Raw genomic sequence first — 23,732 nt, forward strand, 5'->3', positions numbered from 1 at the left:
CTCAGCCGGACGCGGCGTCGTCGCCGGCGATCTCGACGTGGATGCGCCGCAGGTCCTCCACCAGGGAGCCGATCAGCACCCAGTGGCGCGGATCGGGCGTCGCGACCGTCAGGGGCGCGGTGAGGACGGGGATGCCCGCGGTCTCCGTGCCGGGCTCGACGATCGGCTCGTCCGGGTCGCGCGCCAGCAGCCGCAGGTCGTGCGCGGCGCGGTGCAGCTCGTCGGCGATGGCGTGGATGGTCGGTTCGGCGGCGAGGCTGTCGTCGTAGTGGTCGTGGTAGGCGCGAGTCATCCCGAGCGTGCGGTTGATCAGCGGGCGGAGGCTGTCGAACAGCTGCTGGTCGTGCTCCAGGTAGACGCGGTGCTTGCGCTGGCGCGGGTTGAGCGACAGGCTCTCGTCCGCCGCGGTGATCGCGCTCTGCGCCTTCGCCTCCATCGGCCGCAGCAGGCGCGCTTCGATGAGCAGCGCATCCAATTCGCCCCGGGTGTGCCGGGTGGTGAGCGCGTCGGCGAGCCGGTCGAGCGTGGAGGCGATCTCCGCGCCGAGCGCGACCACCGCCTCCCGGGCCGGGGCGGTGAGCACCGGTGGCACGATCGCGACGTTGACGATCACGCCGACGGCCGCGCCCAGTACGGTCTCCACGATCCGGGCCAGGGCGTACTCGGGATCGGAGGCGCCGATGGCGAGTACCAGCATGGCGGTGATCGGCACCTGGTTCGCCGTGCCGGGGGTGAGCTTCAGCGCCCAGGCGAGCAGAACGGACACGACGACCGCCAGCAGCACGATCCAGCTGTTGGTGCCGAAGGCCAGTCCGATCAGGTATGCGACGACGACACCGCCGATGACGCCGAGTGAGCGCTCGATCGCGCGCCCCACCGACTGGTTCACGCTCGGCTGCACCACGAGGAGGGCCGCGATGGTGGCGAAGATCGGCAGCTCGCCGTGCACGAAGACGCTCGCCACCGCCCACGCGACGATCATCGCGACGGCCGTCTTGACGACCTGGAGGAACGGGGCGCGAGTGGAGGTGCGGATGGTGGCGGGGAGCGCGATGCCGGGCGGGAGCCTGCGAGGGGTCGAGCGGGTGCGTGCCACCCTCCAACGCTACCCGGCGTACCGGGCGTAGGCCGAAGCGGCCCTCTCGAGGCGGGTCCGGCGGGCGCTGCTCAGCTCGCCGAACGGCGCGGGGACGACGCGGACTCCGTCGCGGCGCCACGTGCCGATGATGCGGCCGCCGGCGACGATGATGGGCTGGAAGATGCCGTTGCCGCCCGGGACGATGAGGTCGGCGTGCTCGTCGTCGAGAATCGGCGAGCGGTCCTGGTAGCCGAGCAGGTACTCGTCGAAGGCGGGCAGGAGGTGCACCGCCTCCTTCTCGGCGCGCGTCGCCGGGGTGGCTGCCGCCCGGTCGGCGAGCTCGGTGGTGACCAGGTACTCGATGCCGTCGCATTCGACCGCTGTCAGGGCATCCCCGAGTTCTGTGCGGGCGGCCTTCGCCGCGCCCATCGTGCCCTTCGTCCACCAGACGAAGTCGCGGATCGTCGCCGGGCCGTGGCCGGTCAGGTAGCGGAGCAGGAACCGCGTGTTCGCCTCGTCCACGCCGAGCGGCGGCGGGGCGGGCGCCCACTCGTCCAGCAGGACCAGAGCCTGCGCGAGCGTGCCGTTCGGACCGCGGACCACCGGACCCCAGCAGAGCAGGCCGGTCTGCGCGAGGAAGTAGATCAGGTGATAGCCGCGCTGGCCCGAGGTGCTGAGCCCGGCTGACTCCCACAGCTCCATCAGCTCCGCGCGCCCGATGCGGCCGCCGCCCTCCAGCGCGGCGGCGACGACATCGGCCCCGCGCACGAAGTCGGCGGCGGTCAGCGAGAGCCGCTCCTGGCGGCGCGTCAGACCCGCGACCATCCGGTCGGTCGTGACGGAAAGCATCCAGCGCAGGTCGCCCGGCGGCACGAAGTGCAGCGTCCCTCGCATCGGCCAGGAGCGGATGATGCGGCCTGCGTCCAGGTCGGCGAGGACGTCCTCACGGGTGGCTCCGTCGGTGCGCACGGCCAGTGCCCAGCATCCCGCCGCGAAGTCCTGGCCCTGCAGAGCGAGCAACCGTTGGGCCACCGCCGCAGGACCGGGCTCGCGGGGACCGTCGATCGCCTGCGCGATCCGGCGCATCCGGAGCAGGTCGGCGCGGTTCGCGTGGGCGACGGGACCGGAGGACATGGCCCCAGCCTGGCAGACGCCACCGACACGACGCCGCCGGCTACGGCAGGAGGCCGAGCTCCGTCAGCTGCTCGCTGAGACCGGCGCCGTCCGGCGCGTACACCCAGGGGGTGCCCGAGAGCTCCCGGTGCTTGTCCGCCTTGGAACGGCCACCGGCGAGCACCGCCTCGCCACTGGACAGCTGGCGGATCGCGACGGCGGCGACGTTGTCGGGGTGCGCGACCGTGAACTCGCCGTACAGGTCTTCGTCGTGCTGCCCGTCGTCGCCGATCAGCAGCCACTTGAGCCCCGGGAACTCCTGCGCCAGCCGCTCGAGGCTGGTGCGCTTGTGCTCCCGGCCGCTGCGGAACCAGCGATCGTGCGTGGGCCCCCAGTCGGTCAGCAGAAGGGGCCCGGCGGGGAAGAGATTGCGCGACAGGAATCGCGTGAGGGTCGGCGCCACGTTCCAGGCCCCCGTCGACAGGTAGACGACGGGCGCACCGGGATGCGCGGCGGAGAGCCGCTCCAGGAGGACGGACATGCCCGGGGTGGGGACGCGCGCGTGCTCGTCGAGCACGAACGTGTTCCAGGCGGCGAGCAGCGGCCGGGGGAGCGCCGTCACCATGACGGTGTCGTCCACATCCGAGATCACGCCGAAGGTGGACGCGGGGTCGAGCACGAAGACCGGCGCCTCGAACACGCGTGTCGACTCCGCTGTGGACAGTCGCACGGTGTGCCAGCCGGGGGAGAGCTGCACCGGTACGACCGTGTCGATCACGCCGCCGCGGTCGGTCGTCACCTCATGCCGGTCGCCCTCGATCTCGACCGTGACCGTCGTCTCCGCGAGCGGCACGCTGATGAACGAGCGCCAGCCGCGGATCGACTCCTCGCGTCTGCGGTGCAGCCGCTCGGCGCGGCTTCCCGGGCGCGGCTCCTTGGCGAGCACGACGCGGCCAAGGATGCGCACCCAGGAGGGCGACCCGTAGCCGGTGTACGGCACCACGGTCGCCAGGAAACCGCGCTTCCTGGCGCGGCGGGCGCGGAACTCGTGGAAGGCGTCCTCGACGCGGGCGGCGCGGTGCATGATCGGCTCGACCGCCGCGCCGCGACGGACGATGGGGTCGCCGGAGACCTTGTCATGGCGCGAGTCGGAAGAGGGCATCTAAGGCATTTTCTCACGGAGTGAACGTGCACACGAATGCATCCCCCAGATCTGGGGGACTGTTTCTGCGGCGCGTCGAAGGGTATTCCACAGCGGAAATGAGGTTTCCACGAATATGATCGTCTGAGTGCGACGGTGATCCCGTCGCCGGGCTGGGGACCCGAAACACCGCCTTGTTCGACTGAGAAAAGGAGTCGCCCTCGTGCCCATCAACGATCTGGTGGCCGGACAGAGCACGGTCGGAGCACCGCTCGTCCGCACGGAGCCCATCCAGGAGCGCAGCGCTGCGCGAATCGACGCGCTGCTCGACGCGGCCGCGGCCGTCGTGGATGAGATCGGATTCGACCGGCTGACCACCGCCATGGTGGCGGAGCGGGCCGGAGCCTCCATCGGAACCGTCTACCGATACTTCCCGGACCGCATCGTGCTGTTGCAGGCCCTTCGCGACCGCGCTCTCCTGCGCTATCGGCACTCCGTCGTGCAGGCGATCGACGCGCAGTCCCCGGAGCACTGGTGGAACGCGGTCGAAGCCGCGATCGACGCGTTCGTCGACATGTTCCGCACCGAGCCGGGCTTCCGGATCATCCGCTTCGCCGACGCCGAGCGGGCGGGCGTTTCGGAGGAGGAGGTCGTGCGCGACGCCGGCTTCGCCGGCCAGTTCGCCCGGATCCTGTCCGACGAGTACGGGCTGCCCGCCGGCGACGACCTGGCGTTCCGTCTCGACGTCGTCGTCGAGATCATGGACTCCCTGATCAACCGGGCCTTCGTGGAGGACCCGAACGGCGACGAGCGCTACATCTCCGAGGCGAGGACCGTGGCGAAGGAGTATCTCGAGCGGCGCTTCGATCCGCAGCACTGATTCCGCCCGGGCGGGAATGTCGGTGGTGGGTGGCAAGTTGCCATCCATACAGGTGAGCGCTCCGAACAGAGCGCGCACGCCGAACGGCCACATCACCGAACGAAGGGGGGCCGGAATGCGACCGACCCTGGACGTCACGATTCGTCTCTTTTCATTGCCAAAACCGCACGGTTTTGTTTGGGTGGAGGAGATGGCCGCACACGCCCCCGCCCCCAGGAGCGATTCCGATCGCGTAGCGACCCCGATCCGGGGAGAGCTCTCGTGATCGAGTTCCGCGACGTGACGAAGCGCTTCCCGGACGGCACGCTCGCCGTCGACGACTTCTCGCTCGTCATCCCGTCGCGGCGGATCACCGTTCTGGTGGGCTCCTCCGGAAGCGGTAAGACGACCATCCTGCGGATGATCAACCGCATGGTGGATCCGACGTCCGGGTCCATCGAGATCGACGGTCAGGACGTGCTCTCGCTCAAACCGGTCGCTCTGCGCCGCTCCATCGGGTACGTCATGCAGAACTCGGGGCTGCTCCCTCACCGCAAGGTCGTCGACAACATCGCGACCGTGCCGCTGCTCAAGGGCGTCAAGAAGAAGGAGGCGCGGGAGCACGCGCTGGAGCTCATGGACACGGTGGGCCTCGAACGGTCGCTCGCCGACCGGTACCCCAGTCAGCTCTCCGGTGGCCAGCAGCAGCGCGTGGGCGTCGCCCGCGGGCTGGCGGTCGACCCGAACATCCTGCTCATGGACGAGCCGTTCGGCGCCGTCGACCCGATCGTCCGCGACGACCTGCAGAACGAGCTGCTGCACCTGCAGCGCGACCTCGACAAGACGGTGGTCTTCGTGACCCACGACATCGACGAGGCCTTCAAGCTGGGCGACCAGGTCGTGATCTTCCGCAAGGGCGGCATCGTCGCCCAGAAGGGCACGCCCGCCGAGATCCTCGCCGACCCGGCCGACGACTTCGTCGCGTCGTTCGTCGGCGCGGACCGCGGCCGGCGCGCACTGCACGTCGAGGAGACCCCGACCGGTTCGGTGCTCGTCGACAGCGATGGGCGTGCCGCAGGCGTGCTCGCCGGCTCGCCGCAGGGCGCAGCCGTCCCCTCCGAGGCAAAGGCCGCGACCGTCTCGGTCGCGGGTGCTCCGGCGCAGGGTGAGGACGCGTCGTGAGTTTTCTGTGGTCGAACCTCGGCCAGGTCTGGAATCTCACGGTCTCCCACGTGTGGCTCGCCGCTCTACCGATCGTCATCGGATTCGTGGTGTCGCTGCCCATCGGGTGGGTGGCGAACCGCTTCCGCTGGAGCCGCGGCGTGCTGCTGACGATCGGCGGCATCCTCTACACGATCCCGTCGCTGCCGCTGTTCTTCGCGATGCCCGCGCTGATCGGCACCCAGATCCTGTCGCCGCTCAACGTCGTGGTGGCCTTGAGCATCTATGCGCTCGCTCTGATGGTGCGCACGACGGCCGACGCGCTGGGCTCCGTGCCTGGCGATGTGCTGCAGTCGGCGACCGCCGTCGGATTCTCGGCCTGGCGCCGCTTCTGGTCCGTCGAGCTTCCGCTGGCCGGTCCGGTGCTGCTCGCGGGCCTCCGCGTCGTGTCGGTCAGCACGGTCAGCCTCGTCAGTGTCGGAGCGCTTCTCGGCGTCCCGAACCTCGGCTATCTGTTCACGGACGGCCTCAACCGGTCGTACACCGAGGAGGTGGCGGTCGGCATCATCCTCATCATGGTGGTGGCGCTCGTCTTCGACCTGATCCTCGTGGGACTCGGCCGCCTGCTGCTGCCGTGGACGCGATCCGACCGGCGCGCCGCCCGCCTCAGCCGGCGCGCGGCGATGAGGGCGGTGACCGGCGCATGACCGACATCCTGGCCGCCTTCGGGTGGATCGGCGACCCGGCCAACTGGTCCGGGCCGAGCGGCATCCCCGCGCGCCTGGGCGAGCACATCGTGTACTCGCTGCTCACGCTGTTGCTCGCCGCGATCATCGCCCTGCCGATCGGGTTCGCGATCGGCCACACGGGCCGGTTCCGCGGGCTCGCGGTCGGCGTCTCCGGAGCCCTGCGGGCCCTGCCGACGCTGGGTCTCGTCATCTACCTGGCGCTGCTCACGACCAACCTGACCATCGTCCCGCCGCTGATCGCGCTGACGATCCTCGCGATCCCGCCCATCCTGGCCGGGGCCTACTCGGGGCTGGAGTCGGTGGACCGCGCCCCGATCGACGCGGCGCGCGCGATCGGGATGACCGGGTGGCAGGTCTTCACGAAGGTCGAGCTGCCGCTGTCACTGCCGCTCGTGATCGGAGGCATCCGCTCGGGCGGGCTGCAGGTGATCGCCACCTGGACGGTCGCGGCCATCCTGCCGGTCGGCGGCCTCGGCCGATTCCTCTTCGACGGCATCGCCGTGCAGAACTACCCGGAGATCCTGGGCGGCTCCATCATCGTGGTCGCCCTCGCCCTCGTGGCGGACGGCCTGTTCGCCATCGTCCAGCGTCTCGTCGTGCCGCGCGGGGTCACCGCCGGACGCGTCCGCGACAGCGCAGAAGGCGGCCGCCCGGCCGCCCGCCCGGTGCCGGAAGGCGCCCCAACGACCTGAACCCGTCCTGTCCGAACCCAGCACACCAGCCTCCCCGACCGGGAGCACCCAAGAGAAGAGAAGATCATGTTCGCATCGAAGAAGAGCCGCCTCGCGGCCGGCGTGCTCGCCGCCGGGGCGCTGCTCGCCCTCAGCGCCTGCTCCTCCGGGGGCGGCGCGTTCAGCACCGGTTCCGCCTCATCGTCCAGTGACACCGTCACGGTCGGCTCCGCCGCGTTCGGCGAGTCCGAGATCCTCATGCAGATCTACGGCCAGGCCCTCGCCGCCAACGGCGTGAAGGTCGCGTACAAGCCGAGCATCGGCCAGCGTGACGTCTACCTGAAGGCGCTGCAGGACGGTTCCATCGACCTCATCCCGGAGTACAGCGGCAACCTGCTGCAGTTCTACGACAAGAACAGCACCGCCACCTCCAGCGACGACGTCTACGCCGCCCTCAACGACGCCCTGCCCAAGGGGTACGAGGTGCTCGACCAGTCGGAGGCGCAGGACGCCGACTCGTACAACGTCACCAAGGAGTTCTCCGAGAAGTACGGCGTCACGAGCCTCGACGACCTCAAGAAGGTCACCGACCCGCTCACCGTCGGTGCGAACCCCGAGTTCGCGACGCGCCCGTACGGCATCCCGGGGCTGAAGTCGGCGTACGGCGTCACCGCGACGCTCAAGCCGATCAGCGACTCGGGCGGCCCGCTGACCGTGGCCGCGCTGAAGAACGGCGACGTGCAGCTCGCCGACATCTACACGACCACACCGGCCATCAAGGACAACGGCTTCGTGACCCTGAAGGACCCGAAGAACCTGATCGCGGCCCAGAACATCGTGCCGCTGATCAACAGTTCGAAGGCGTCGGCGAAGGTCAAGGATGTCCTGAACAAGGTCTCCAAGGAACTCACCACCTCCGACCTGATCGACCTGAACGGCGAGAACCAGGGCTCCAGCAAGACGCAGCCCGACGTGCTCGCCAAGAAGTGGCTGCAGGAGCACCCGATCAAGTAGCAGAAGGCTATTCGGCCTCATCGAGCGGCGGTCCGGGTTCCCGGGCCGCCGCTTCCATGTGCCGCGCCTCGCGCGCGGACAGCACCTTCTTGACCACGAACACCACCACCAGGAAGGCGGCGATCACCGCCACGAACACGTAGCCGGCGCCGTGGAGGTCCTGAGACAGCTCGCGGTAGCTCCCCGCCGCCGCGGAGCCGACGCTGACGTAGGCGAACGCCCACAGCACGCACGCGGGCGCCGTCCACGCGAGGAACGTGCGGTACCGCATCGGGCTCATCCCGACGGTCAGCGGGATGAGCGAGTGCAGCACCGGCAGGAAGCGCGAGAGGAACACCGCGACGCCTCCCCGGCGGGCCAGGTAGGCCTCGGCACGGTCGAAGTTGCGCACGCCGACCCGCCGACCGAGGGCGCCGACCCGGATGCGCGGCCCGAACCACCGGCCCAACGCGAAGCCGATCGACTCCCCGCAGAGCGCGCCGACGATCACGGCGGCCACCAGGGCCGCGTACTCCACGGGGCCGCCGACGCCGGTGGCAGCCACCAGGACGATGGTGTCGCCGGGAACGACCAGCCCGACCAGGATGGACGTCTCGAACAGGATGCCGAGCCCGGCGAGCAGCGTCCGCAGCGACGGGTCCACGCTCTGCACCAGGTCGAGTACCCAGGTCAGTGCATCGTTCATGTCGACGGCTCACGTCTCGGCATACCCGCAGCGTAGCGGCGCGCGCTGGCCGCACGCTGGCCGCACGCTGGCCGGCGCCTGAGCCGCCGCTGGGCTTTCGCGCGTCTGCGAGCTACATTCGCCACGAATGGCGGCTCCGGCGAGGCAAAAGACCACATTCGTCACGAATGGCGGCTCCGGCGAGGCAATAGGCCACATTCGTCACGAATGTCGCTTCACTCGCGTTCCGCGATGTGGCACAAATCGCGGCATCGGGCGCGACGAGAGCGCGCGAGGCGTCAGCTCAGCAGGATCACGAGGGGCGGCACGACGACGAGGAGCACCGTCGCCGTCACGACGCCCGCACGGAGCACCGGGCCGACGGTCCGCCGGCCGTCCGTCAGGCGCTCCTCGCGCGCGACGAGGGCCGCGCGCCGCTGCTCCGGCGTGCGCCGGTCCTTAGGGGCGCCGAGCGCGGCGCCGGCAGGACCGGTCGCGTCCACGAGCCGGATCGCCTGGGCGAGCACCGCATCCCCGGAGGTGCGGCGCGCCGTGTCGTCGGCCAGCATCTCGAGCAGCAGGGCCACCGCATCCTGCGCCCGGGTGGCGATCGGGAACCAGGGGAGCGAGCGCTTCCAGGAGCGGAACGCGTCCAGCAGCAGGTGGTGCTTCTGCCGCAGGTGGGCGCGCTCGTGCGCGACCACGGCATCCAGCTCGGCGGGGGAGAGCAGCTCGATCATGCCCTCCGACAGCACGGTCACGCTGCGTGCGCCGGGCAGGCAGTAGGCGGCGGGTGCGGGATGGTCGATGACCCTGGTGCTCGGAACGTCGGGCAGCGGGGAGGAGAGCAGGCGCAGCAGCTCCATGTGGCGGTGCCGTTGGTTGCGGCTGCGCACCGAGGTGAGTGCCAGGTTGAGCACGAGGTGCGCGGTCAGGAGCACCGCCGCGCTGAGCAGGAACGCGTTCAGGAGGCTGACCCCCGGCGGGAGCGGACCGTGGAAGAGGGAGGCTGCGGCTCCGGCGATCCGGCTCCACAGGTCGTCGCCGAACGGCTCGAGCCCGGCCAGCAGCAGGGAGCCGATCATCGCGATGCCCCCGGCGAGGGCGATCGACTGCCAGAGCGCCACGGCGAGCGTCGGCGCGGCGGACGGCCACTTCGCGCGGGCGAGGAGCAGCGGCACGGGCCAGGCCAGTGCGACGGCCAGCGCGCCGAGGAAGATCGCGCCGGCGAGCGGCGCGGCCGGGTCGGTGCTCACACGCTGCGGTCGGCCAGGAGGCGCCGCAGCACCTCGGCCTCGGATTCGTCGACCGAGCCGACGAAGTAGGCGAGCGCCTCGGTGCGGTCGGAGGACGACTCCAGCACTTCGCGCATCAGATCGGCGACGTGCCCGGCGCGCGACAGGGCCGCATAGTAGAGGTGCGGGCGGGCGTCGCGGTCGCGGCCGACGAATCCTTTCGCCTCGAGGCGGGAGAGCACAGTGAGCACCGTGGTCAGCGCCGGTGCCTTTCCGGTGTCTCGCGCCGCCGCTAGCCTGTCGCGGAGGTCGCCTGCGCTGAGGGGGGCGTCACCGTCCCACAGGGCGTCCATCACCGCCCGTTCGAGTTCACCCAGATTGGCCACGTCTCCAGGGTAGCGCGAACCGGCTGAGAATGTTCTACACTCTGTAGAAGTCGAAGTTCTACGTTGTGTAGAACAATCGGAGGGATGCACGTGAACGAACTGCTGGACCCGCTCCTGCTGTCGCGCTGGCAGTTCGGGCTCACCACCATCTACCACTTCCTCTTCGTGCCGCTGACCATCGGCCTGGTCACCTGCACCGCCGTCTTCCAGACCGCCTGGTACCGCACCGGCAAGCCGCACTACCTGCAGCTGACCCACTTCTTCGGCAAGATCTTCCTGATCAATTTCGCCATGGGCGTCGTCACCGGCATCGTGCAGGAGTTCCAGTTCGGCATGAACTGGTCGAACTACTCCCGCTTCGTCGGCGACATCTTCGGCGCACCGCTCGCGCTGGAGGGACTGCTGGCGTTCTTCCTGGAGGCGACCTTCATCGGCCTCTGGATCTTCGGGTGGGACCGATTGCCCAAGGGTCTGCACCTCGCCACGATCTGGGTGGTCTCGGTGGGCAGCATCCTGTCGGCGTACTTCATCCTGGCGGCGAACGCCTTCATGCAGAACCCGGTGGGCTACCGCCTCGACCCCGCCAAGGGCCGGGCAGAGCTCACCGACCTCTGGGCAGTGCTCACCAACAAGGTGGCGCTGGCGGCGTTCCCGCACACGATCTTCGGCTGCTTCATGGTGTCGGCCGGCCTGATCATCGCGGTGGCCGCCTGGCACCTGTCGCGCAACCGGCACCTCGACACGATGCGCCCCGCCCTCACGTTCGGCCTGTGGCTGATGGTCGGCGCCGCGATCGGCACCGTCCTGAGCGGCGACCAGCTGGGCCTCGCCATGGTCGAGACGCAGCCGATGAAGATGGCGGCCGCCGAGGCGCTCTACAAGACGTCGACCGGCGCGGACGCATCCTTCTCGATCTTCACGCTGGGCACGCCGGACGGGGTGCACGAGCTGTTCTCGATCCGCATCCCGTACCTGCTGTCGTTCCTGTCCACGCACAGCCTCAACGGCACCGTCGAGGGCATCAACGACCTGCAGGCCCAGTACACGCAGCTCTACGGCCCCGGCGACTACACACCGGTCATCTGGGTCACGTACTGGGCGTTCCGCTGGATGATCGGGCTCGGGATGCTGCACGTCCTGATCGCCGTGGTCGGCCTGTGGCTGACGCGGAAGGGCCGCAGCCCGGCCCGCGCCTGGATGTGGAAAATCGCGATCTGGGCGATGCCGCTCTCCCTCCTGGCCATGATCGTCGGCTGGATCTTCACCGAGATGGGCCGTCAACCGTGGATCGTGTTCAGCCTGATGAAGACCGCCGACGGCGTCTCGCCCGGCACGACGGGTCTGGAGGTGCTGATCTCGCTGATCGCGTTCACCGCCGTCTACGGCACGCTCGCGGTCGTCGAGTTCCTGCTCATCAAGCGGGCGGCGCAGAAGGGCCCGCAGGACATCGACCAGCATCTCGACGAGGCCGGCGAGCCCATCCCGGTCGCGACGGTCTACTAGGAGGAGCACGGCAATGGATCTCGCAGTTCTCTGGTTCGGCATCGTCGCGTTCTTCTTCGTCGGCTACTTCGTGCTCGACGGCTTCGACTTCGGGGTCGGGATGGCGCTGCCGTTCCTCGGCCGCGACGACGTCGATCGCCGCGTGATGATCAACACCATCGGCCCGGTCTGGGACCTCAACGAGACGTGGGTCATCGTGGCCGGCGCCGCACTCTTCGCGGCGTTCCCGGAGTGGTACGCCACGCTGTTCAGCGGCTTCTATCTGGCGCTCCTGCTCATCCTGCTCGCCCTCATCGTGCGCGGGGTGTCGTTCGAGTACCGGCACCAGCGCGCCGGCGAGCGCTGGAAGAGGTGGTTCGACGGGATGATCGTGGTCGGCTCCGCGCTTCCGGCCTTCCTGTGGGGCGTCGCCTTCGCGAACATCGTGCAGGGCGTCGCCCTGAACGCGCACCACGACTACACGGGCACGTTCTTCGACCTGCTCAACGGCTACGCCCTGCTCGGCGGCCTGACGACGCTGCTGCTGTTCTTCACCCACGGCGCCGTCTTCCTGTCGCTGAAGACCGACGGCGACCTGCGCCGGAGGGCGCGGCGCCTCGCCACCGTCTCCGGCGCCCTCGCGGTGGTCGTGGCCGCGGCCTTCCTGGGCTGGACCGCGGTGACCCACTTCTCGCCGGTGTTCCTGGCCCTGGCACTCTTCGCGGCGATCGCGCTCGTCGCATCCTGGATCGCGAACCTGCGCGGCGCCGAGGGCTGGTCGTTCGGCTTCATGGCGGCGACCATCGCCCTCGCGGTGGTGTCGCTGTTCGCGGCGCTGTTCCCGGACGTGATGCCATCGTCGCCGAACCCGGAGAACAGCCTGACGATCGCGAACGCGTCGAGCTCCGACACGACGCTGTCGATCATGACGTGGGTGGCGGCGATCTCGCTGCCGCTGATCCTCGTGTACCAGGGCTGGACCTACTGGATCTTCCGCAAGCGGGTGACGCGCGACCACATCCCGCAGGAACCGGCCGAGCCCGTCGGTCCCAGCGTGACGGTCTGACATGCGCCCGCTCGACCCGCGTCTGCTCCGCTACGCGTCCGCCACGCGCGGCACGCTGGCGGCCGGCGCCGTGCTCGCGGCGCTGCAGACCGCATCCATCATCGCGTTCGCGTGGCTGGTGACCGACGTGGTGGTCCGTGCGATCGCGGGGGAGCAGCTGCCCGAATTGAGCGGGACTCTGGTGCTGCTCGGAGTCGTCGTCGCCGTCCGCGCGGTGCTGCTGTGGGCGGTCGACGCGGTGGCGTCCCGCGGAGGGGCGCGAGCGGTCGGCCAGTTGCGCCACCGGCTGGTCACGGCCGTCGGCCGGCTGGGTCCGGGATGGACTTCCCGCCGCAACAGCGCCGATCTCACCCTGATCGCGGGTCGGGGCATGGACGCGCTCGACGGCTACTTCGCGAAGTACCTGCCGCAGCTGATCGGCACGGCGGTCGCGACCCCGCTGCTGGTGCTGACGATCGGCTGGAGGGACCTGACCAGCGCGATCCTCCTGATGGTGACGCTCCCGCTCATCCCGGTCTTCATGGTGCTGGTCGGATGGGCGACGCAGGCGGCGCAGCAGCGGCAGTGGACGGCGCTCTCGCGATTGTCGCGCGGGTTCCTCGACGTCGTCGCGGGGCTGCCGACCCTCAAGCTGTTCGGGCGGCAGCACCGCCAGGAGGCGCGCATCCGCGAGGTGAGCGAGCAGTACCGCGTGCACACCATGCGGGTGCTGCGGATGTCGTTCCTCTCGGGTTTCGTCCTGGAGCTGGCGGCGAGCCTGTCGGTCGCGGTGATCGCGGTGACGATCGGCCTGCGGCTGCTGGGCGGCTCCCTCGACCTGTCGGTGGGCCTGTTCGTGCTGCTCCTGGCGCCGGAGGCGTTCCTGCCGCTCCGCAACGTCGGCGCGTCGTACCACGCGGCCGCGGAGGGGATCGAGGCGGCGGCGCGGGCCTTCGCGGTGATCGAGGAAGCGGAGACGGCGGCGCAAGCGGAGGCGCCGGATGACGCCGTGACACGGCGCGACGGCGCCGCCCGGAGCGCCGTGGCCCCGGGAAGCGCGGGACTGGTATTCGATCAAGTGAGCGTCGGCTACGACGGGCGGACGGTGCTCGAGGGGTTCTCCGCGACCTCGCTGCCGGGCGAGCTGACGGTGCTGCGCGCGCCGAGCGGCGCCGGCAAGTCGACGCTGCTCGCGGCGGCGCTGGGCTTCGCGCCCTTCGCGGGCAGCATCGTCGCGGACGGGCGCGTGGATGCCGACGGACGTCGCGAGGCGGTGGCCTGGGCCGGTCAGCGTCCCCGGCTCCTCGCCGGAACGATCGCGCAGAACGTCGCGCTCGGCGACGCTCAGCCGGACGCCGAGCTGGTGGCCTGCGCGCTCGTCGACGCCGCTGCGGACGAGCTCGACCCGGAGACGACCGTCGGCGCGGGCGGCAGCGGGCTGTCGGGCGGGCAGGCGCAGCGGGTGGCGGTCGCCCGCGCGCTGTACCGGCTGCGCTCGCGCGGCTGCCGCATCCTCGTGCTCGACGAGCCCACCTCCGCCCTCGACGCGCGTACCGAGGATCGACTGGTCGTACGCCTGCGCCGGATCGCCGCGGAGGGCATCGCGGTGCTCGTGGTCAGCCACCGCGAGGCCGTCGCCTCGGCCGCCGACTCGGTGATCACGCTGGAGGCACATCAGGAGGAGGCGGCGCATGTCGGCTGATCCGGAGGCTCGGCGCATCCTGCGGCTCGCGCTCCCACCGGCGAGGCGGCTCTGGACGGCGATCGCCTTCGGCGTGCTGAGCGGGGGCAGCGCCGTCGCGCTGCTGGGCGTGTCCGCCTGGCTGATCACCCGCGCGTCCGAGCAGCCGGCGATGCTGTACCTCTCGCTGGCGATCGTGGGCGTGCGCGCCTTCGCCCTCGGCCGTGCCTTCTTCCGGTACCTCGAGCGGTTGTCCGGCCACGACGCGGCGTTCCGCCAGCTGGGGACGGTGCGCGCCCGCCTGTACCGGCGCCTGGAGCCGCTCGCTCCGGACGGGCTGCGCGGCGTCCGTTCGGGCGACCTGCTCACCCGGCTGGCCGACGACGTGGACGAGCTGCAGAACCTGTCACTGCGCGTCGTCCAGCCGCTCGTCACGGCGGGAATCGTCGTGGCGGGGAGCGTCGTCGTCACTGCGCTGGTGCTCCCGGCAGCAGCCGTCGTGCTCGCCGTCGCTCTGGCCGGCGCCCTCGCGGCCGGCGTGCTGGTCGACCGGTGGGCGACCGGCACGGCCGAGCGCCGGATCGCCCCGCTCCGCGCGGCGCTGAACGACGCACTGCACGATCTGGTGAGCAATCTGGACGTCCTGACGGCGTTCGGAGCGCTGACGGGAGCACAGGAGCGGGTGCGGGCGGCGAGCAAGCGGCTGACCTCCGTCGCGCGCCGCCGTGCCGTGGGGCTGGGCGTCACGGCGGGAGCCGTGTCCCTGTTCGCCGGTGCGGCCACGCTCGGCGCCCTGGTCGTCGGCGTCCCCGCTGTTGGCCGGACGTTGGACGCGCCGTCGCTCACGGTGATCGCCCTCCTGCCGCTCGCGGTCTTCGAGGTCTTCGGGGCCTTGCCGCTGGCTCTGGGCGCCTGGCGTCGCGTCCGCACGAGCGCCGAGCGGATCGCCGCGACCGCTCCCGTCGGCGTGCCGGACGGCATCCCCGTGGATGCCCGAGATGCCGCATCCTTCGCCGGTCCCGACGTGCCCGAGCTGCGGCTGGAGGGGCTCTCGGCGCAGTGGCCCAGTGCGGACTCGCCGGTGCTGCGCGATCTCACGCTCCGCCTGGCCCCCGGCGAGCGCGTGCTGCTGACCGGCCCCACCGGCGCCGGCAAGACGGCGCTCGCGCACGTCCTCACCCGGCTGCTCGACCACGACGGCGGCTACCTGCTGGGCGGCTGCGAGACGCGCGGCCTGCGCCAGGACGACGTGCGCCGGGCGGTCGGCCTCGTGGAGCAGCGACCGCACGTCTTCGACGCGGACATCCGGCAGAACCTGCTCTTCGCCCGCGACACCGCGAGCGACGACGAGCTGCTCGGCGTGCTGGACCGGGTGGGGCTGCGGGACTGGGTGCTCGAACGCGGCGGACTCTCCGCCCGCGTCGGCGAGCGCGGGGCCCTGGTCTCGGGCGGCCAGGCCCAGCGCATCGCGCTCGCGCGGGCGCTGCTCGCCGGCTTCCCGGTGCTCATCGTCGACGAGCCGGCCGCCAACGTGGATGCCGCGGTGGCCGACCGGATCGTCCGCGATGTGCTGACCACAGCGGAGCAGGATGGACGCACCGTGCTCCTGATCTCGCACACCGAGGTGCCCGGCGAGCTGATCGACCGGAGCCTGCGGATGGAGGACGGGCGGCTGGTGGCCTGACCGCCCGGCGGCCTAGGCCTCCGGTTCGGGCAGCGGCCGGGCGAGCGCGGCGAAGCGTGCACGCCAGGCGTCGGTCCGCGCGGGGTCGACAGCAAGGGCCGGGCCGTCGACCCAGGCCGTGACCGCCCGGATGCCGTGCAGCGCGTTCACCGCCCACACCACGGCGCCGTCGAGCTGCGCCGGCCGCACCTCCTCCTCGTCGACCGGCACGCCGACCGCCGCGGCGATCCCGCGAACGGTCCGCGCGGCGACGCTGTCGACCCGCGGCAGTGCGAGCGGCGGCGTGAACAGCGTGCCGTCGCGCCACCACAGCAGCGCGGTGGTTGCCCCGTCGACCACCCGTCCGTCGTCGAGCAGCACGGCCTCCTGAGCACCCTTGCGCTGCGCGGCCTGACGCGCCGCGCTCAGACGTCCGATGTCCGGTCCCTTGAGATGCGGCACCCGGCGCGGGTCGCGGTCCGCCGTCGCCACCACCAGGCGGTCGGTCAGGTCGGGCGCGGGGCGCACCCGCACGCGCAGCCGGAGCGCGTCCCGCACGCGCACCAGCTCGAACCGAGGGAACCAGACGCCCGTTCGCGGCAGCGCCGCGACCCCGGCCTCCCAGAATCCGGCGACGTCGTCCCCGTCGTACCCCTGCTCGCGCACCGTGTCGGAGAAGCGCGAGCGGTGCAGCCGCAGGGCGAGGGCAGCACCGTGCCGGACCAGGAAGGAGTCCGCGGCCAGCAGCTCGGTCTCGACGACCTCGCAGTCGTCGCGGATCCGCAGCTCGCCGTCCGCCCAGTCGGCGAGGGTCGTCAGGGGTTCCGTTGTGCGCGCATCCACTCGCCTAGGCTAGTCCGGTGGCCCCACCGCTCCGTGTGCTCCGGCTCGACACCTGGGTCGACCCGGCGGACGCGTTCGCCGCGCTGTTCGGTGCGCCGGAGACGGGCGACGCCGTCTGGCTGGACAGCGGCCCGCACGCGTCGGAGGGCCGCAGCCTGATCGGCACCGGCCGCGTCACCGCGACCGCCTCGGTGGCCGAGGGCACCGTGACGCTCGGCGGCCGGACGCGCGAGGGCGACATCCTGAGCGTCCTGCGCGACGACCTGGCGGACCGGGCGAGCGGAGTGGGGTCCGGCCATCCACTGGGATGGTGGGGGCGGCTGGGGTACGAAGCCGGCGCCGCAGCGGCCGGCGCGCCCGTCGCTCCCGCCGGGGTCCCGGACGCCGCCCTCCTGCTCGTCGACCGCCTCCTGTCGTTCGATCACGAGGCGGGGACCATCGAGCTGGTCGCCGCCGACGATGCGGACGGACGGGGCTGGATCGCGACGACGGCCGATGTCCTTCTTGACTGCCGCGGCGCAGCAGCGGCTCACCTCGCGGAGCACCCCGTGCCGGACGCCGCGGCTGCGTGGCGTCACGACGACACCGCGTACCTCGCCGCGATCGCCGCCTGCCAGGAGGCGATCCGCGCCGGCGACGCCTACCAGCTGTGCCTCACCAACCGGGCGGAGGCACGGACGGTCGCAGATCCGCTCGCCGTGCACCTGCGGCTCCGCCGCGCGAGCCCCGCGCCGCACGCCGGGTTCCTCCGGATCGGCGGGGACGTCCTCGTCAGCTCGTCGCCCGAGGAGTTCCTCCGCGTCGAGGCCGACGGACGCGTCCGCACCCGGCCGATCAAGGGCACGCGGCCGCGCGGCGCGACCGTCGCGGACGACCTCGCCCTCCGGGCGGAGCTGGAGGCGAGCGAGAAGGAGCGCGCCGAGAACGTGATGATCGTCGACCTCATGCGCAACGACCTCGGCCGCGTGTGCGAGCTCGGCACGGTCGAGGTGACCCGGCTGCTCGCCGTCGAGAGCTACGCGCAGGTGCACCAGCTCGTCTCGACGGTGGAGGGGCGGCTGCGCGCCGGGCTCGGAGCGCTGGATGCGGTTGCCGCGTGCTTCCCGGCGGGCTCGATGACGGGAACGCCGAAGCTCAGCGCCATGCGCATCCTGAACCGCCTGGAGCGCGGTCCGCGCGGCGCTTTCGCCGGCTGCTTCGGGTACCTCGCACTCGACGGGAGCGCCCGGCTCGCCATGGTCATCCGCAGCCTCCACTTCACCGCCGGAACGGTGACCATCGGGGCGGGCGGCGGCATCACCGCGCTGTCGGTGCCCGAGGAGGAGCTCGCGGAGGTGCGGGTGAAGGCGGCGGCGCTCGTCGCCGCCGCAGGCCTGAGCACACAGGTTCCTCCGGCCGTCACGCCCGCGGCGAACTGAGGGCGCGCTGGGAACGGACTGGGCGGCGTCGACGTTTAGTACTCTGGAGACCCGGGCCATCTCGCCCGGACCTCTTCCGTGCCGCCCGATCCCGCCCGCGGCACGACGGAACCGAGAATGAGAGTCACGTGGCACACGAGCACGACGCAGCCGGCAGCACGGCCGCGAGCACCCCGCAGGACGCACCCGATCGCCCGCAGTACGACTTCGCGGCGATCCAGGAGAAGTGGCTCCCGGTCTGGGAGGAGCTGCGACCCTTCGCCACCGACGACCCGGCCGACAAGCGGCCGCGCAAGTACATCCTCGACATGTTCCCGTACCCGTCCGGCGACCTGCACATGGGCCACGCCGAGGCGTATGCGCTCGGCGACGTGATCGCGCGCTACTGGCGTCAGCAGGGTTTCAACGTGCTGCATCCGATCGGGTGGGATTCGTTCGGCCTGCCCGCCGAGAACGCCGCCATCAAGCGCGGCCTCGACCCGGCCGGCTGGACCAACGACAACATCGCCCAGCAGAAGGCGAGCATGCGCCGCTACGCGCCCAGCTTCGACTGGGACCGCGTGCTGCAGACCTCCGACCCGGCGTACTACCGCTGGAACCAGTGGCTGTTCCTGAAGCTGTACGAGAAGGGCCTGGCCTACCGCAAGGCCAGCCAGGTCAACTGGTGCCCCTTCGACCAGACGGTGCTGGCGAACGAGCAGGTCGTGAACGGCCGCTGCGAGCGGTGCGACAACCTGGTCACGAAGAAGAAGCTGACCCAGTGGTATTTCCGCATCACCGACTACGCGGACCGCCTGCTCGACGACCTGAACCAGCTGGAGGGCGCCTGGCCGTCCAAGGTCATCTCGATGCAGCGCAACTGGATCGGCCGCTCCACGGGCGCCGACGTGATCTTCCAGATCGAGGGGCGCGATGAGCCGGTCACGGTGTACACCACCCGACCGGACACGCTGTACGGCGTCACGTTCATGGTGGTCGCGCCCGACTCCGACCTGGCCTCCGAGCTGGTGAAGGATGCGCGTCCCGAGGTGCGCAAGCGTTTCGACGACTACCTGGAGGCCGTGCGCGGCACCACCGAGATGGACCGTCTCAGCACCGAACGCGAGAAGACCGGGGTGTTCCTGGAGCGCCACGCGATCAACCCGCTGACCGGCGAGCGGCTGCCGATCTGGGCGGCCGACTACGTGCTGAGCGACTACGGCCACGGCGCGATCATGGCCGTGCCGGCGCACGACCAGCGCGACCTCGACTTCGCCCGCGCGTTCGACCTGCCGGTGCGCGTGGTCGTCGACACCACGCAGCCGGTGACCGGCGCCATCCCGGTGATCCACACGGACCCGGCGACCGGCGAGCCGATCCTGCCCGAGGAGGCGGCGCTCGAGAACCCGTCCGAGACGGGGGTGGCGCTGACCGGCGAGGGCCGGCTGATCAACTCCGGTCCGTTCGACGGGCTGAGCAAGTCCAACGCGATCCGCCGGGTCACCGAGGCGTTGCAGGCGTCGCACCTGGGCGCCGCCGCGAAGAACTTCCGGCTGCGCGACTGGCTGATCTCGCGTCAGCGGTACTGGGGCACGCCCATCCCGATCATCCACTGCGAGCAGTGCGGCGAGGTGCCGGTGCCCGAGTCCGACCTGCCGGTGCTGCTGCCGCCGGCCGACGGCCTCGACCTGCAGCCGAAGGGTACCAGCCCGCTGGGCGGAGCGACCGACTGGGTGAACGTCTCCTGCCCGAATTGCGGGGGTCCGGCCAAACGCGACACGGACACGATGGACACGTTCGTCGACAGCTCCTGGTACTTCCTGCGGTTCCTGTCGCCGAACGACGACACGCAGGCGTTCGACCCGCGCGAGGCCGAGAAGTGGGCGCCGGTCGACCAGTACGTGGGAGGCGTGACGCACGCCATCCTGCACCTGCTGTACGCGCGGTTCATCACGAAGGTGCTGTTCGACCTGGGCTACATCAGCTTCACGGAGCCGTTCACGGCGCTGCTGAACCAGGGCCTGGTGCTGATGGACGGCTCCGCGATGTCGAAGTCGCGCGGCAACCTGGTGAAGCTGTCCGAGCAGCTCGACGAGCACGGTGTGGATGCGGTGCGCCTGACGATGGCGTTCGCGGGCCCGCCGGAGGACGACATCGACTGGGCGGACGTGTCACCCGCAGGAAGCGCGAAGTTCCTGGCGCGCGCCTGGCGCATCGCGGACGACGTGACCAGCGCGCCCGACGTGGTCTGGAGGACCGGCGACCCGGCACTGCGCCGGGTGACCCACCGCTTCCTCGCGGACGCGCCGGGCCTGGTCGAGTCCTTCAAGTTCAACGTCGTCGTCGCGCGCCTGATGGAACTGGTCAACGCGACCCGCAAGGCGATCGACTCGGGCGCCGGCCCGGCCGACGCCGCGGTGCGCGAGGCGGCCGAGGTCATCGCCATGGCGCTGAACCTGTTCTCCCCCTACACGGCGGAGGAGATGTGGCAGAAGCTCGGCTACGAGCCCTCGGTCGCCCTCGCCCAGTGGCGCAAGCCCGACCCGACGCTGCTGATCGAGGAGTCGGTCACGGCGGTGGTCCAGGTGGACGGCAAGGTTCGCGACCGCCTCGAGGTGTCGCCGAAGATCGCGTCGGACGAGCTCGAGGCGCTGGCGCGGCAGTCGGACGCCGTGCGCCGCTCGGTCGGCGACCGCGAGGTCGTCAACGTGATCGTGCGCGCGCCGCGGCTGGTGAACATCGCGACCAAGCCGCGAGGCTGAGCGTTCCTTATCGCGCGGAAGCGCCGAGTTGTTTCCACAGCCCGGCGCTTTCGCCGTCTCTGCACCGATTCGGCGTCGGCGCTCTGAGGAGGGCTGCGGCTTTCTAGCGTGAGGGGATGCGACACCGAGCACATCCCTCCCCGGCGGGCGACGCCGTGGATGCCGACCCGCAGAGGGCCGAAGCGGTGGCGACTCCGCCGGGCCGGCTCCGTCTCGGCGTCGGCGCCGCGGTCGTGCTGCTCATCCTGGCCGGGGTCGTCGCGGTGCTGGTCTCCGCGGGCGCGCAGCAGGGGCATTCGACGGGGCTGCCCACGCCCACCACCGCCTCGTCCGCCGGTTCTTCCCTGGGGGCGGCATCCGGCACCGCCGGCCCGAGCGTTCGCGGGGAGGTGCTCGTGCACGTCACCGGCGCGGTACGGAAGCCGGGCCTGGTGTCGCTGGCACCGGGAGCGCGCGTCGTGGATGCGGTCGCCGCGGCGGGCGGCCTCACGGAGGACGCGGAGTCGGCCGGTGTCAACCTCGCGCGGCCGGTCGCCGACGGCGAGCAGCTCGTCGTGCCCCGTATCGGTGAGACGCCGCTGGCGGCCGCGCCGGGTGCCGCCGGCACGGGAGCGTCGGCGAGCGGCGGGTCGGCGGGCGGAGCGACGGTGAACCTGAACACCGCCACGCAGGCCGAGCTCGAGACGCTGCCGCGCATCGGGCCGGCGCTCGCCCAGCGCATCCTGGACTGGCGTCAGGCGAACGGGCGCTTCGCCCAGATCACCGATCTCATGAAGGTGACCGGGATCGGGCCGAAGCTGTTCGACGGGCTCAAGGACCGGGTGGTCGTCTGATGCCCGACCTCCGGCTCGCGTTTCCCGCCGTCGGCCTCTGGGTGACGTGCGCTGTGCTGATCGGGTGGACGGACGGGGCGGCTGCGGTGTCCGTCGTCGCGGGGACCGCTGCTGCGGCGTGCCTCGGAGCCGCGCTTTTTCGGGCGCGACGGGCGTCCGCGAGACCGTGGCGCGCCGGTCGGGGCGGTCTCGACCGGGGCAGGTCGGCGTCGGCGTGCGCGTGGGGAGTGGTCCTTCTCGGGGCCGTCGCGCTGGGAGCGGGGGTCATAGCGGTGCAGGCACCCGGCCGGACGGCGGTGGAGCTGGACCGCGCCGCTCAACACTCCGACGTGGTCCGGGTCCTGGTGCGCGTCGAGCGGCCGCCGCACCGCATGGCCTCTGGCTTCGGCTCGGAGCCGCGCTGGACGCTCCGGGGCACCACCGTGGGGGAGCCGCGCGGAGTCCCGGTGACCATCCAATTCGACGGGAGAGCGGAGGACGCGCGCGCTCTCGCGCTCGGCGCGACCGTGCAGGCCGACGGGGTGCCCCGACGGGACGATCCGGGGGAGGCCACGAGCTACACCGTGCGCAGTTCCGGCGTCGGTGCGGTGCGTGTCGTGGAGCCGCCGCCACCCTGGCTGGCGTGGGCCGCTACGGCGCGGACGACGTTCGCCGCGGCCGCCGCACGGACACCGGGGGAGGGCGGCACGCTGCTGCCAGGCCTCGCCATCGGCGACGAGACCGACCTCTCGCCCAGCCTCGACGAGGCGATGACGGCGTCGTCGCTCAGCCACCTGACAGCGGTGTCCGGGGCGAACTGTGCGCTGGTCGTCGGCCTGGTCTTCCTGATCGCGCGTGCCGCCGGGGCCGGTCGGCGCACCCGCGTCCTGGCGGCCGGAGCAGCGCTCGCCTGCTTCGTCGCCCTCGTCGGTCCGGGCGCGAGCGTGACCCGGGCGGCCGCGATGGCGGGCGTCGTCCTCGTCGGGCTCGCGCGCGGACGACCCGCCGACGGCATCCCGGCTCTGGCACTGGCGGGTGTGGTGCTGCTCGTGCACGACCCGTGGCTGGCCCGCGATTACGGCTTCGTGCTGTCCGCGCTGGCCACGGCGGGGCTGCTGGTGCTCGCCGGTCCGCTCGCGACGCTGCTGACCCGGTGGATGCCGCGTGCGCTGGCGCTCGCCCTGGCGGTCCCGACCGCAGCTCAGCTGGCGTGCCAGCCGGTCCTCGTGCTCCTCTCGCCGACCCTCCCGCTGTACGGCGTGCCGGCCAACCTGCTCGCCGAGCCCGCTGCGCCGATCGCGACCGTGCTCGGCTGCCTCGCCTGCGCGGTCCTTCCCTGGGCGCCGGCACTCGGCGACCTCATCGTGCGGCTCGCCTGGCTGCCCGCCGCGTGGATCGCCCAGGTGGCGACCGCGATGAGCGCGCTTCCCGGTGTGGCTCTCCCGTGGGCCCCGGGTCCGCTGGGGGTCGCGCTGAGCGGGGCGGTGCTGGTGGCGGTCGCCGTCCTGGTGCTCGCCCGGCGGGCACCGCGTGCCGTCGCGATCTCGGCGTGCGTCGCCCTCCTCGTCGGGGCAGTCGGATACGTCGGCGCCCTCGGCGGCGCAGTCGTCGGGCGCGCCGTCGCCCTTCCCGCCGACTGGCAGCTGGCCGCGTGCGACGTCGGGCAGGGCGACGCCCTGCTCGTGCGCGACGGCGACGCCGTCGGGATGATCGATGTCGGACGCCACCCGGAGCCCGCAGCCGCGTGCCTCGACCGGCTCGGCATCCAGCACGTCGACGTCCTGGTGCTCACGCATTTCGACGCCGACCACGTCGGCGGGGTGGCCGGGGTCGCCTCGCGCGTTCGGCGCGCGATCCTGCAACACCCGGTGCGGGATGCCGACGACCGCACGCTCGACATCCTGCGCGCGGCGGGCGTGCCGGTGGAGCAGGGGAGCGCAGGACTGCACGGAGATCTGGGCGCGCTCACCTGGCGC

Annotated in this window: 19 protein-coding genes and 1 pseudogene; 13 read left to right on the top strand and 7 right to left on the bottom strand. The window is 71.6% G+C overall.

The window, feature by feature from the left end; all coding sequences use genetic code 11:
* Window position 1 precedes the first annotated feature (1 nt).
* The 3 genes from ACR9Y5_RS09455 to ACR9Y5_RS09465 are packed head-to-tail and all read right to left on the bottom strand — an operon-like array spanning window position 2 to window position 3,353.
* The gene (locus ACR9Y5_RS09455) at window positions 2-1,096 is read right to left on the bottom strand and encodes an FUSC family protein (RefSeq protein ID WP_481297723.1); all 1,095 of its coding nucleotides are present in this window, start codon (window positions 1,094-1,096) and stop codon (window positions 2-4) included.
* Between the two features lie 9 nt (window positions 1,097-1,105).
* Window positions 1,106-2,212 (bottom strand): winged helix DNA-binding domain-containing protein, encoded by a 1,107-nt coding sequence (locus ACR9Y5_RS09460; protein ID WP_481297724.1) that lies wholly within the window; start codon window positions 2,210-2,212, stop codon window positions 1,106-1,108.
* 40 nt (window positions 2,213-2,252) lie between these two features.
* Window positions 2,253-3,353, bottom strand: a complete 1,101-nt coding sequence (locus ACR9Y5_RS09465; protein ID WP_481297725.1) for an App1 family protein — start codon at window positions 3,351-3,353, stop codon at window positions 2,253-2,255.
* A gap of 202 nt (window positions 3,354-3,555) precedes the next feature.
* Here ACR9Y5_RS09465 and ACR9Y5_RS09470 point away from each other — a divergent pair, with 202 nt between their 5' ends.
* From ACR9Y5_RS09470 to ACR9Y5_RS09490, 5 genes are all read left to right on the top strand, one after another.
* Window positions 3,556-4,212: a TetR/AcrR family transcriptional regulator gene (locus ACR9Y5_RS09470; protein WP_481297726.1), complete on the top strand. Its 657-nt coding sequence runs from the start codon at window positions 3,556-3,558 to the stop codon at window positions 4,210-4,212.
* Between the two features lie 261 nt (window positions 4,213-4,473).
* Window positions 4,474-5,373 (top strand): ABC transporter ATP-binding protein, encoded by a 900-nt coding sequence (locus ACR9Y5_RS09475; protein WP_481297727.1) that lies wholly within the window; start codon window positions 4,474-4,476, stop codon window positions 5,371-5,373.
* The gene (locus ACR9Y5_RS09480; protein WP_481297728.1) at window positions 5,370-6,059 is read left to right on the top strand and encodes an ABC transporter permease; all 690 of its coding nucleotides are present in this window, start codon (window positions 5,370-5,372) and stop codon (window positions 6,057-6,059) included. Before ACR9Y5_RS09475 ends, ACR9Y5_RS09480 begins: the two co-directional genes overlap by 4 nt.
* On the top strand, window positions 6,056-6,793 hold the full coding sequence (locus ACR9Y5_RS09485) for an ABC transporter permease (RefSeq protein ID WP_481297729.1): 738 nt from the start codon (window positions 6,056-6,058) through the stop codon (window positions 6,791-6,793). Before ACR9Y5_RS09480 ends, ACR9Y5_RS09485 begins: the two co-directional genes overlap by 4 nt.
* 66 nt (window positions 6,794-6,859) lie before the next feature.
* The gene (locus tag ACR9Y5_RS09490) at window positions 6,860-7,786 is read left to right on the top strand and encodes an ABC transporter substrate-binding protein (protein WP_481297730.1); all 927 of its coding nucleotides are present in this window, start codon (window positions 6,860-6,862) and stop codon (window positions 7,784-7,786) included.
* A gap of 7 nt (window positions 7,787-7,793) precedes the next feature.
* Here ACR9Y5_RS09490 and ACR9Y5_RS09495 read toward each other — a convergent pair whose 3' ends face one another.
* The 3 genes from ACR9Y5_RS09495 to ACR9Y5_RS09505 all read right to left on the bottom strand — a co-directional run bounded on the left by ACR9Y5_RS09495 (window position 7,794) and on the right by ACR9Y5_RS09505 (window position 10,071).
* Window positions 7,794-8,471 (bottom strand): DedA family protein, encoded by a 678-nt coding sequence (locus ACR9Y5_RS09495; RefSeq protein ID WP_481297731.1) that lies wholly within the window; start codon window positions 8,469-8,471, stop codon window positions 7,794-7,796.
* A 278-nt stretch (window positions 8,472-8,749) separates the two neighbouring features.
* Window positions 8,750-9,706, bottom strand: a complete 957-nt coding sequence (locus ACR9Y5_RS09500) for a M56 family metallopeptidase (RefSeq protein ID WP_481297732.1) — start codon at window positions 9,704-9,706, stop codon at window positions 8,750-8,752.
* Window positions 9,703-10,071, bottom strand: coding sequence for a BlaI/MecI/CopY family transcriptional regulator (locus tag ACR9Y5_RS09505; protein WP_481297733.1), 369 nt, complete (start codon window positions 10,069-10,071; stop codon window positions 9,703-9,705). The genes ACR9Y5_RS09500 and ACR9Y5_RS09505 overlap by 4 nt, the downstream gene beginning before the upstream one ends.
* Before the next feature lie 90 nt (window positions 10,072-10,161).
* On the opposite strand from ACR9Y5_RS09505, the gene ACR9Y5_RS09510 reads away from it, so the two are divergent.
* Genes ACR9Y5_RS09510 through cydC form a run of 4 tightly spaced genes read left to right on the top strand, consistent with a single transcriptional unit; the run spans window position 10,162 to window position 15,963 of the window.
* Entirely contained in the window at window positions 10,162-11,574 is a 1,413-nt protein-coding gene (locus ACR9Y5_RS09510; RefSeq protein WP_481299548.1) for a cytochrome ubiquinol oxidase subunit I, read from the top strand.
* A 13-nt stretch (window positions 11,575-11,587) separates the two neighbouring features.
* Entirely contained in the window at window positions 11,588-12,619 is a 1,032-nt protein-coding gene (gene cydB / locus ACR9Y5_RS09515; RefSeq protein ID WP_481297734.1) for a cytochrome d ubiquinol oxidase subunit II, read from the top strand.
* A 1-nt stretch (window position 12,620) separates the two neighbouring features.
* Window positions 12,621-14,300, top strand: a complete 1,680-nt coding sequence (gene cydD, locus ACR9Y5_RS09520; RefSeq protein WP_481297735.1) for a thiol reductant ABC exporter subunit CydD — start codon at window positions 12,621-12,623, stop codon at window positions 14,298-14,300.
* Window positions 14,290-15,963 (top strand): thiol reductant ABC exporter subunit CydC, encoded by a 1,674-nt coding sequence (gene cydC, locus ACR9Y5_RS09525; RefSeq protein ID WP_481297736.1) that lies wholly within the window; start codon window positions 14,290-14,292, stop codon window positions 15,961-15,963. Before cydD ends, cydC begins: the two co-directional genes overlap by 11 nt.
* 12 nt (window positions 15,964-15,975) lie before the next feature.
* Here the strand turns inward: cydC and ACR9Y5_RS09530 are convergent, their stop codons facing one another.
* Entirely contained in the window at window positions 15,976-16,785 is an 810-nt protein-coding gene (locus tag ACR9Y5_RS09530) for an aminotransferase class IV (RefSeq protein WP_481297737.1), read from the bottom strand.
* Window positions 16,786-16,802: 17 nt separating this feature from the next.
* Between ACR9Y5_RS09530 and ACR9Y5_RS09535 the strand changes: the two genes are divergently transcribed.
* The 4 genes and pseudogenes from ACR9Y5_RS09535 to ACR9Y5_RS09550 all read left to right on the top strand — a co-directional run.
* Window positions 16,803-18,203, top strand: coding sequence for an anthranilate synthase component I family protein (locus ACR9Y5_RS09535; RefSeq protein WP_481297738.1), 1,401 nt, complete (start codon window positions 16,803-16,805; stop codon window positions 18,201-18,203).
* 128 nt (window positions 18,204-18,331) lie between these two features.
* A complete protein-coding gene (gene leuS / locus ACR9Y5_RS09540) occupies window positions 18,332-20,944 on the top strand; it encodes a leucine--tRNA ligase (RefSeq protein ID WP_481297739.1) in 2,613 nt (870 codons plus the stop codon).
* A gap of 116 nt (window positions 20,945-21,060) precedes the next feature.
* On the top strand, window positions 21,061-21,777 hold the full coding sequence (locus ACR9Y5_RS09545; protein ID WP_481297740.1) for a ComEA family DNA-binding protein: 717 nt from the start codon (window positions 21,061-21,063) through the stop codon (window positions 21,775-21,777).
* A 371-nt stretch (window positions 21,778-22,148) separates the two neighbouring features.
* Window positions 22,149-23,585: pseudogene (locus ACR9Y5_RS09550) on the top strand (ComEC/Rec2 family competence protein); the annotation flags it as partial.
* Window positions 23,586-23,732 lie beyond the last annotated feature (147 nt).

This window comes from Leifsonia sp. KNZ13-11D (assembly GCF_056754895.1).

Bases quoted from the DNA above. Each gene is read 5' to 3' on its own strand.
- cydB (WP_481297734.1), top strand. From the start codon at position 11,588: ATGGATCTCGCAGTTCTCTGGTTCGGCATCGTCGCGTTCTTCTTCGTC.
- cydC (WP_481297736.1), top strand. From the start codon at position 14,290: ATGTCGGCTGATCCGGAGGCTCGGCGCATCCTGCGGCTCGCGCTCCCA.
- ACR9Y5_RS09465 (WP_481297725.1), bottom strand. From the start codon at position 3,353: ATGCCCTCTTCCGACTCGCGCCATGACAAGGTCTCCGGCGACCCCATC.
- ACR9Y5_RS09460 (WP_481297724.1), bottom strand. From the start codon at position 2,212: ATGTCCTCCGGTCCCGTCGCCCACGCGAACCGCGCCGACCTGCTCCGG.
- ACR9Y5_RS09485 (WP_481297729.1), top strand. From the start codon at position 6,056: ATGACCGACATCCTGGCCGCCTTCGGGTGGATCGGCGACCCGGCCAAC.
- ACR9Y5_RS09490 (WP_481297730.1), top strand. From the start codon at position 6,860: ATGTTCGCATCGAAGAAGAGCCGCCTCGCGGCCGGCGTGCTCGCCGCC.
- ACR9Y5_RS09495 (WP_481297731.1), bottom strand. From the start codon at position 8,471: ATGAACGATGCACTGACCTGGGTACTCGACCTGGTGCAGAGCGTGGAC.
- ACR9Y5_RS09545 (WP_481297740.1), top strand. From the start codon at position 21,061: ATGCGACACCGAGCACATCCCTCCCCGGCGGGCGACGCCGTGGATGCC.
- cydD (WP_481297735.1), top strand. From the start codon at position 12,621: ATGCGCCCGCTCGACCCGCGTCTGCTCCGCTACGCGTCCGCCACGCGC.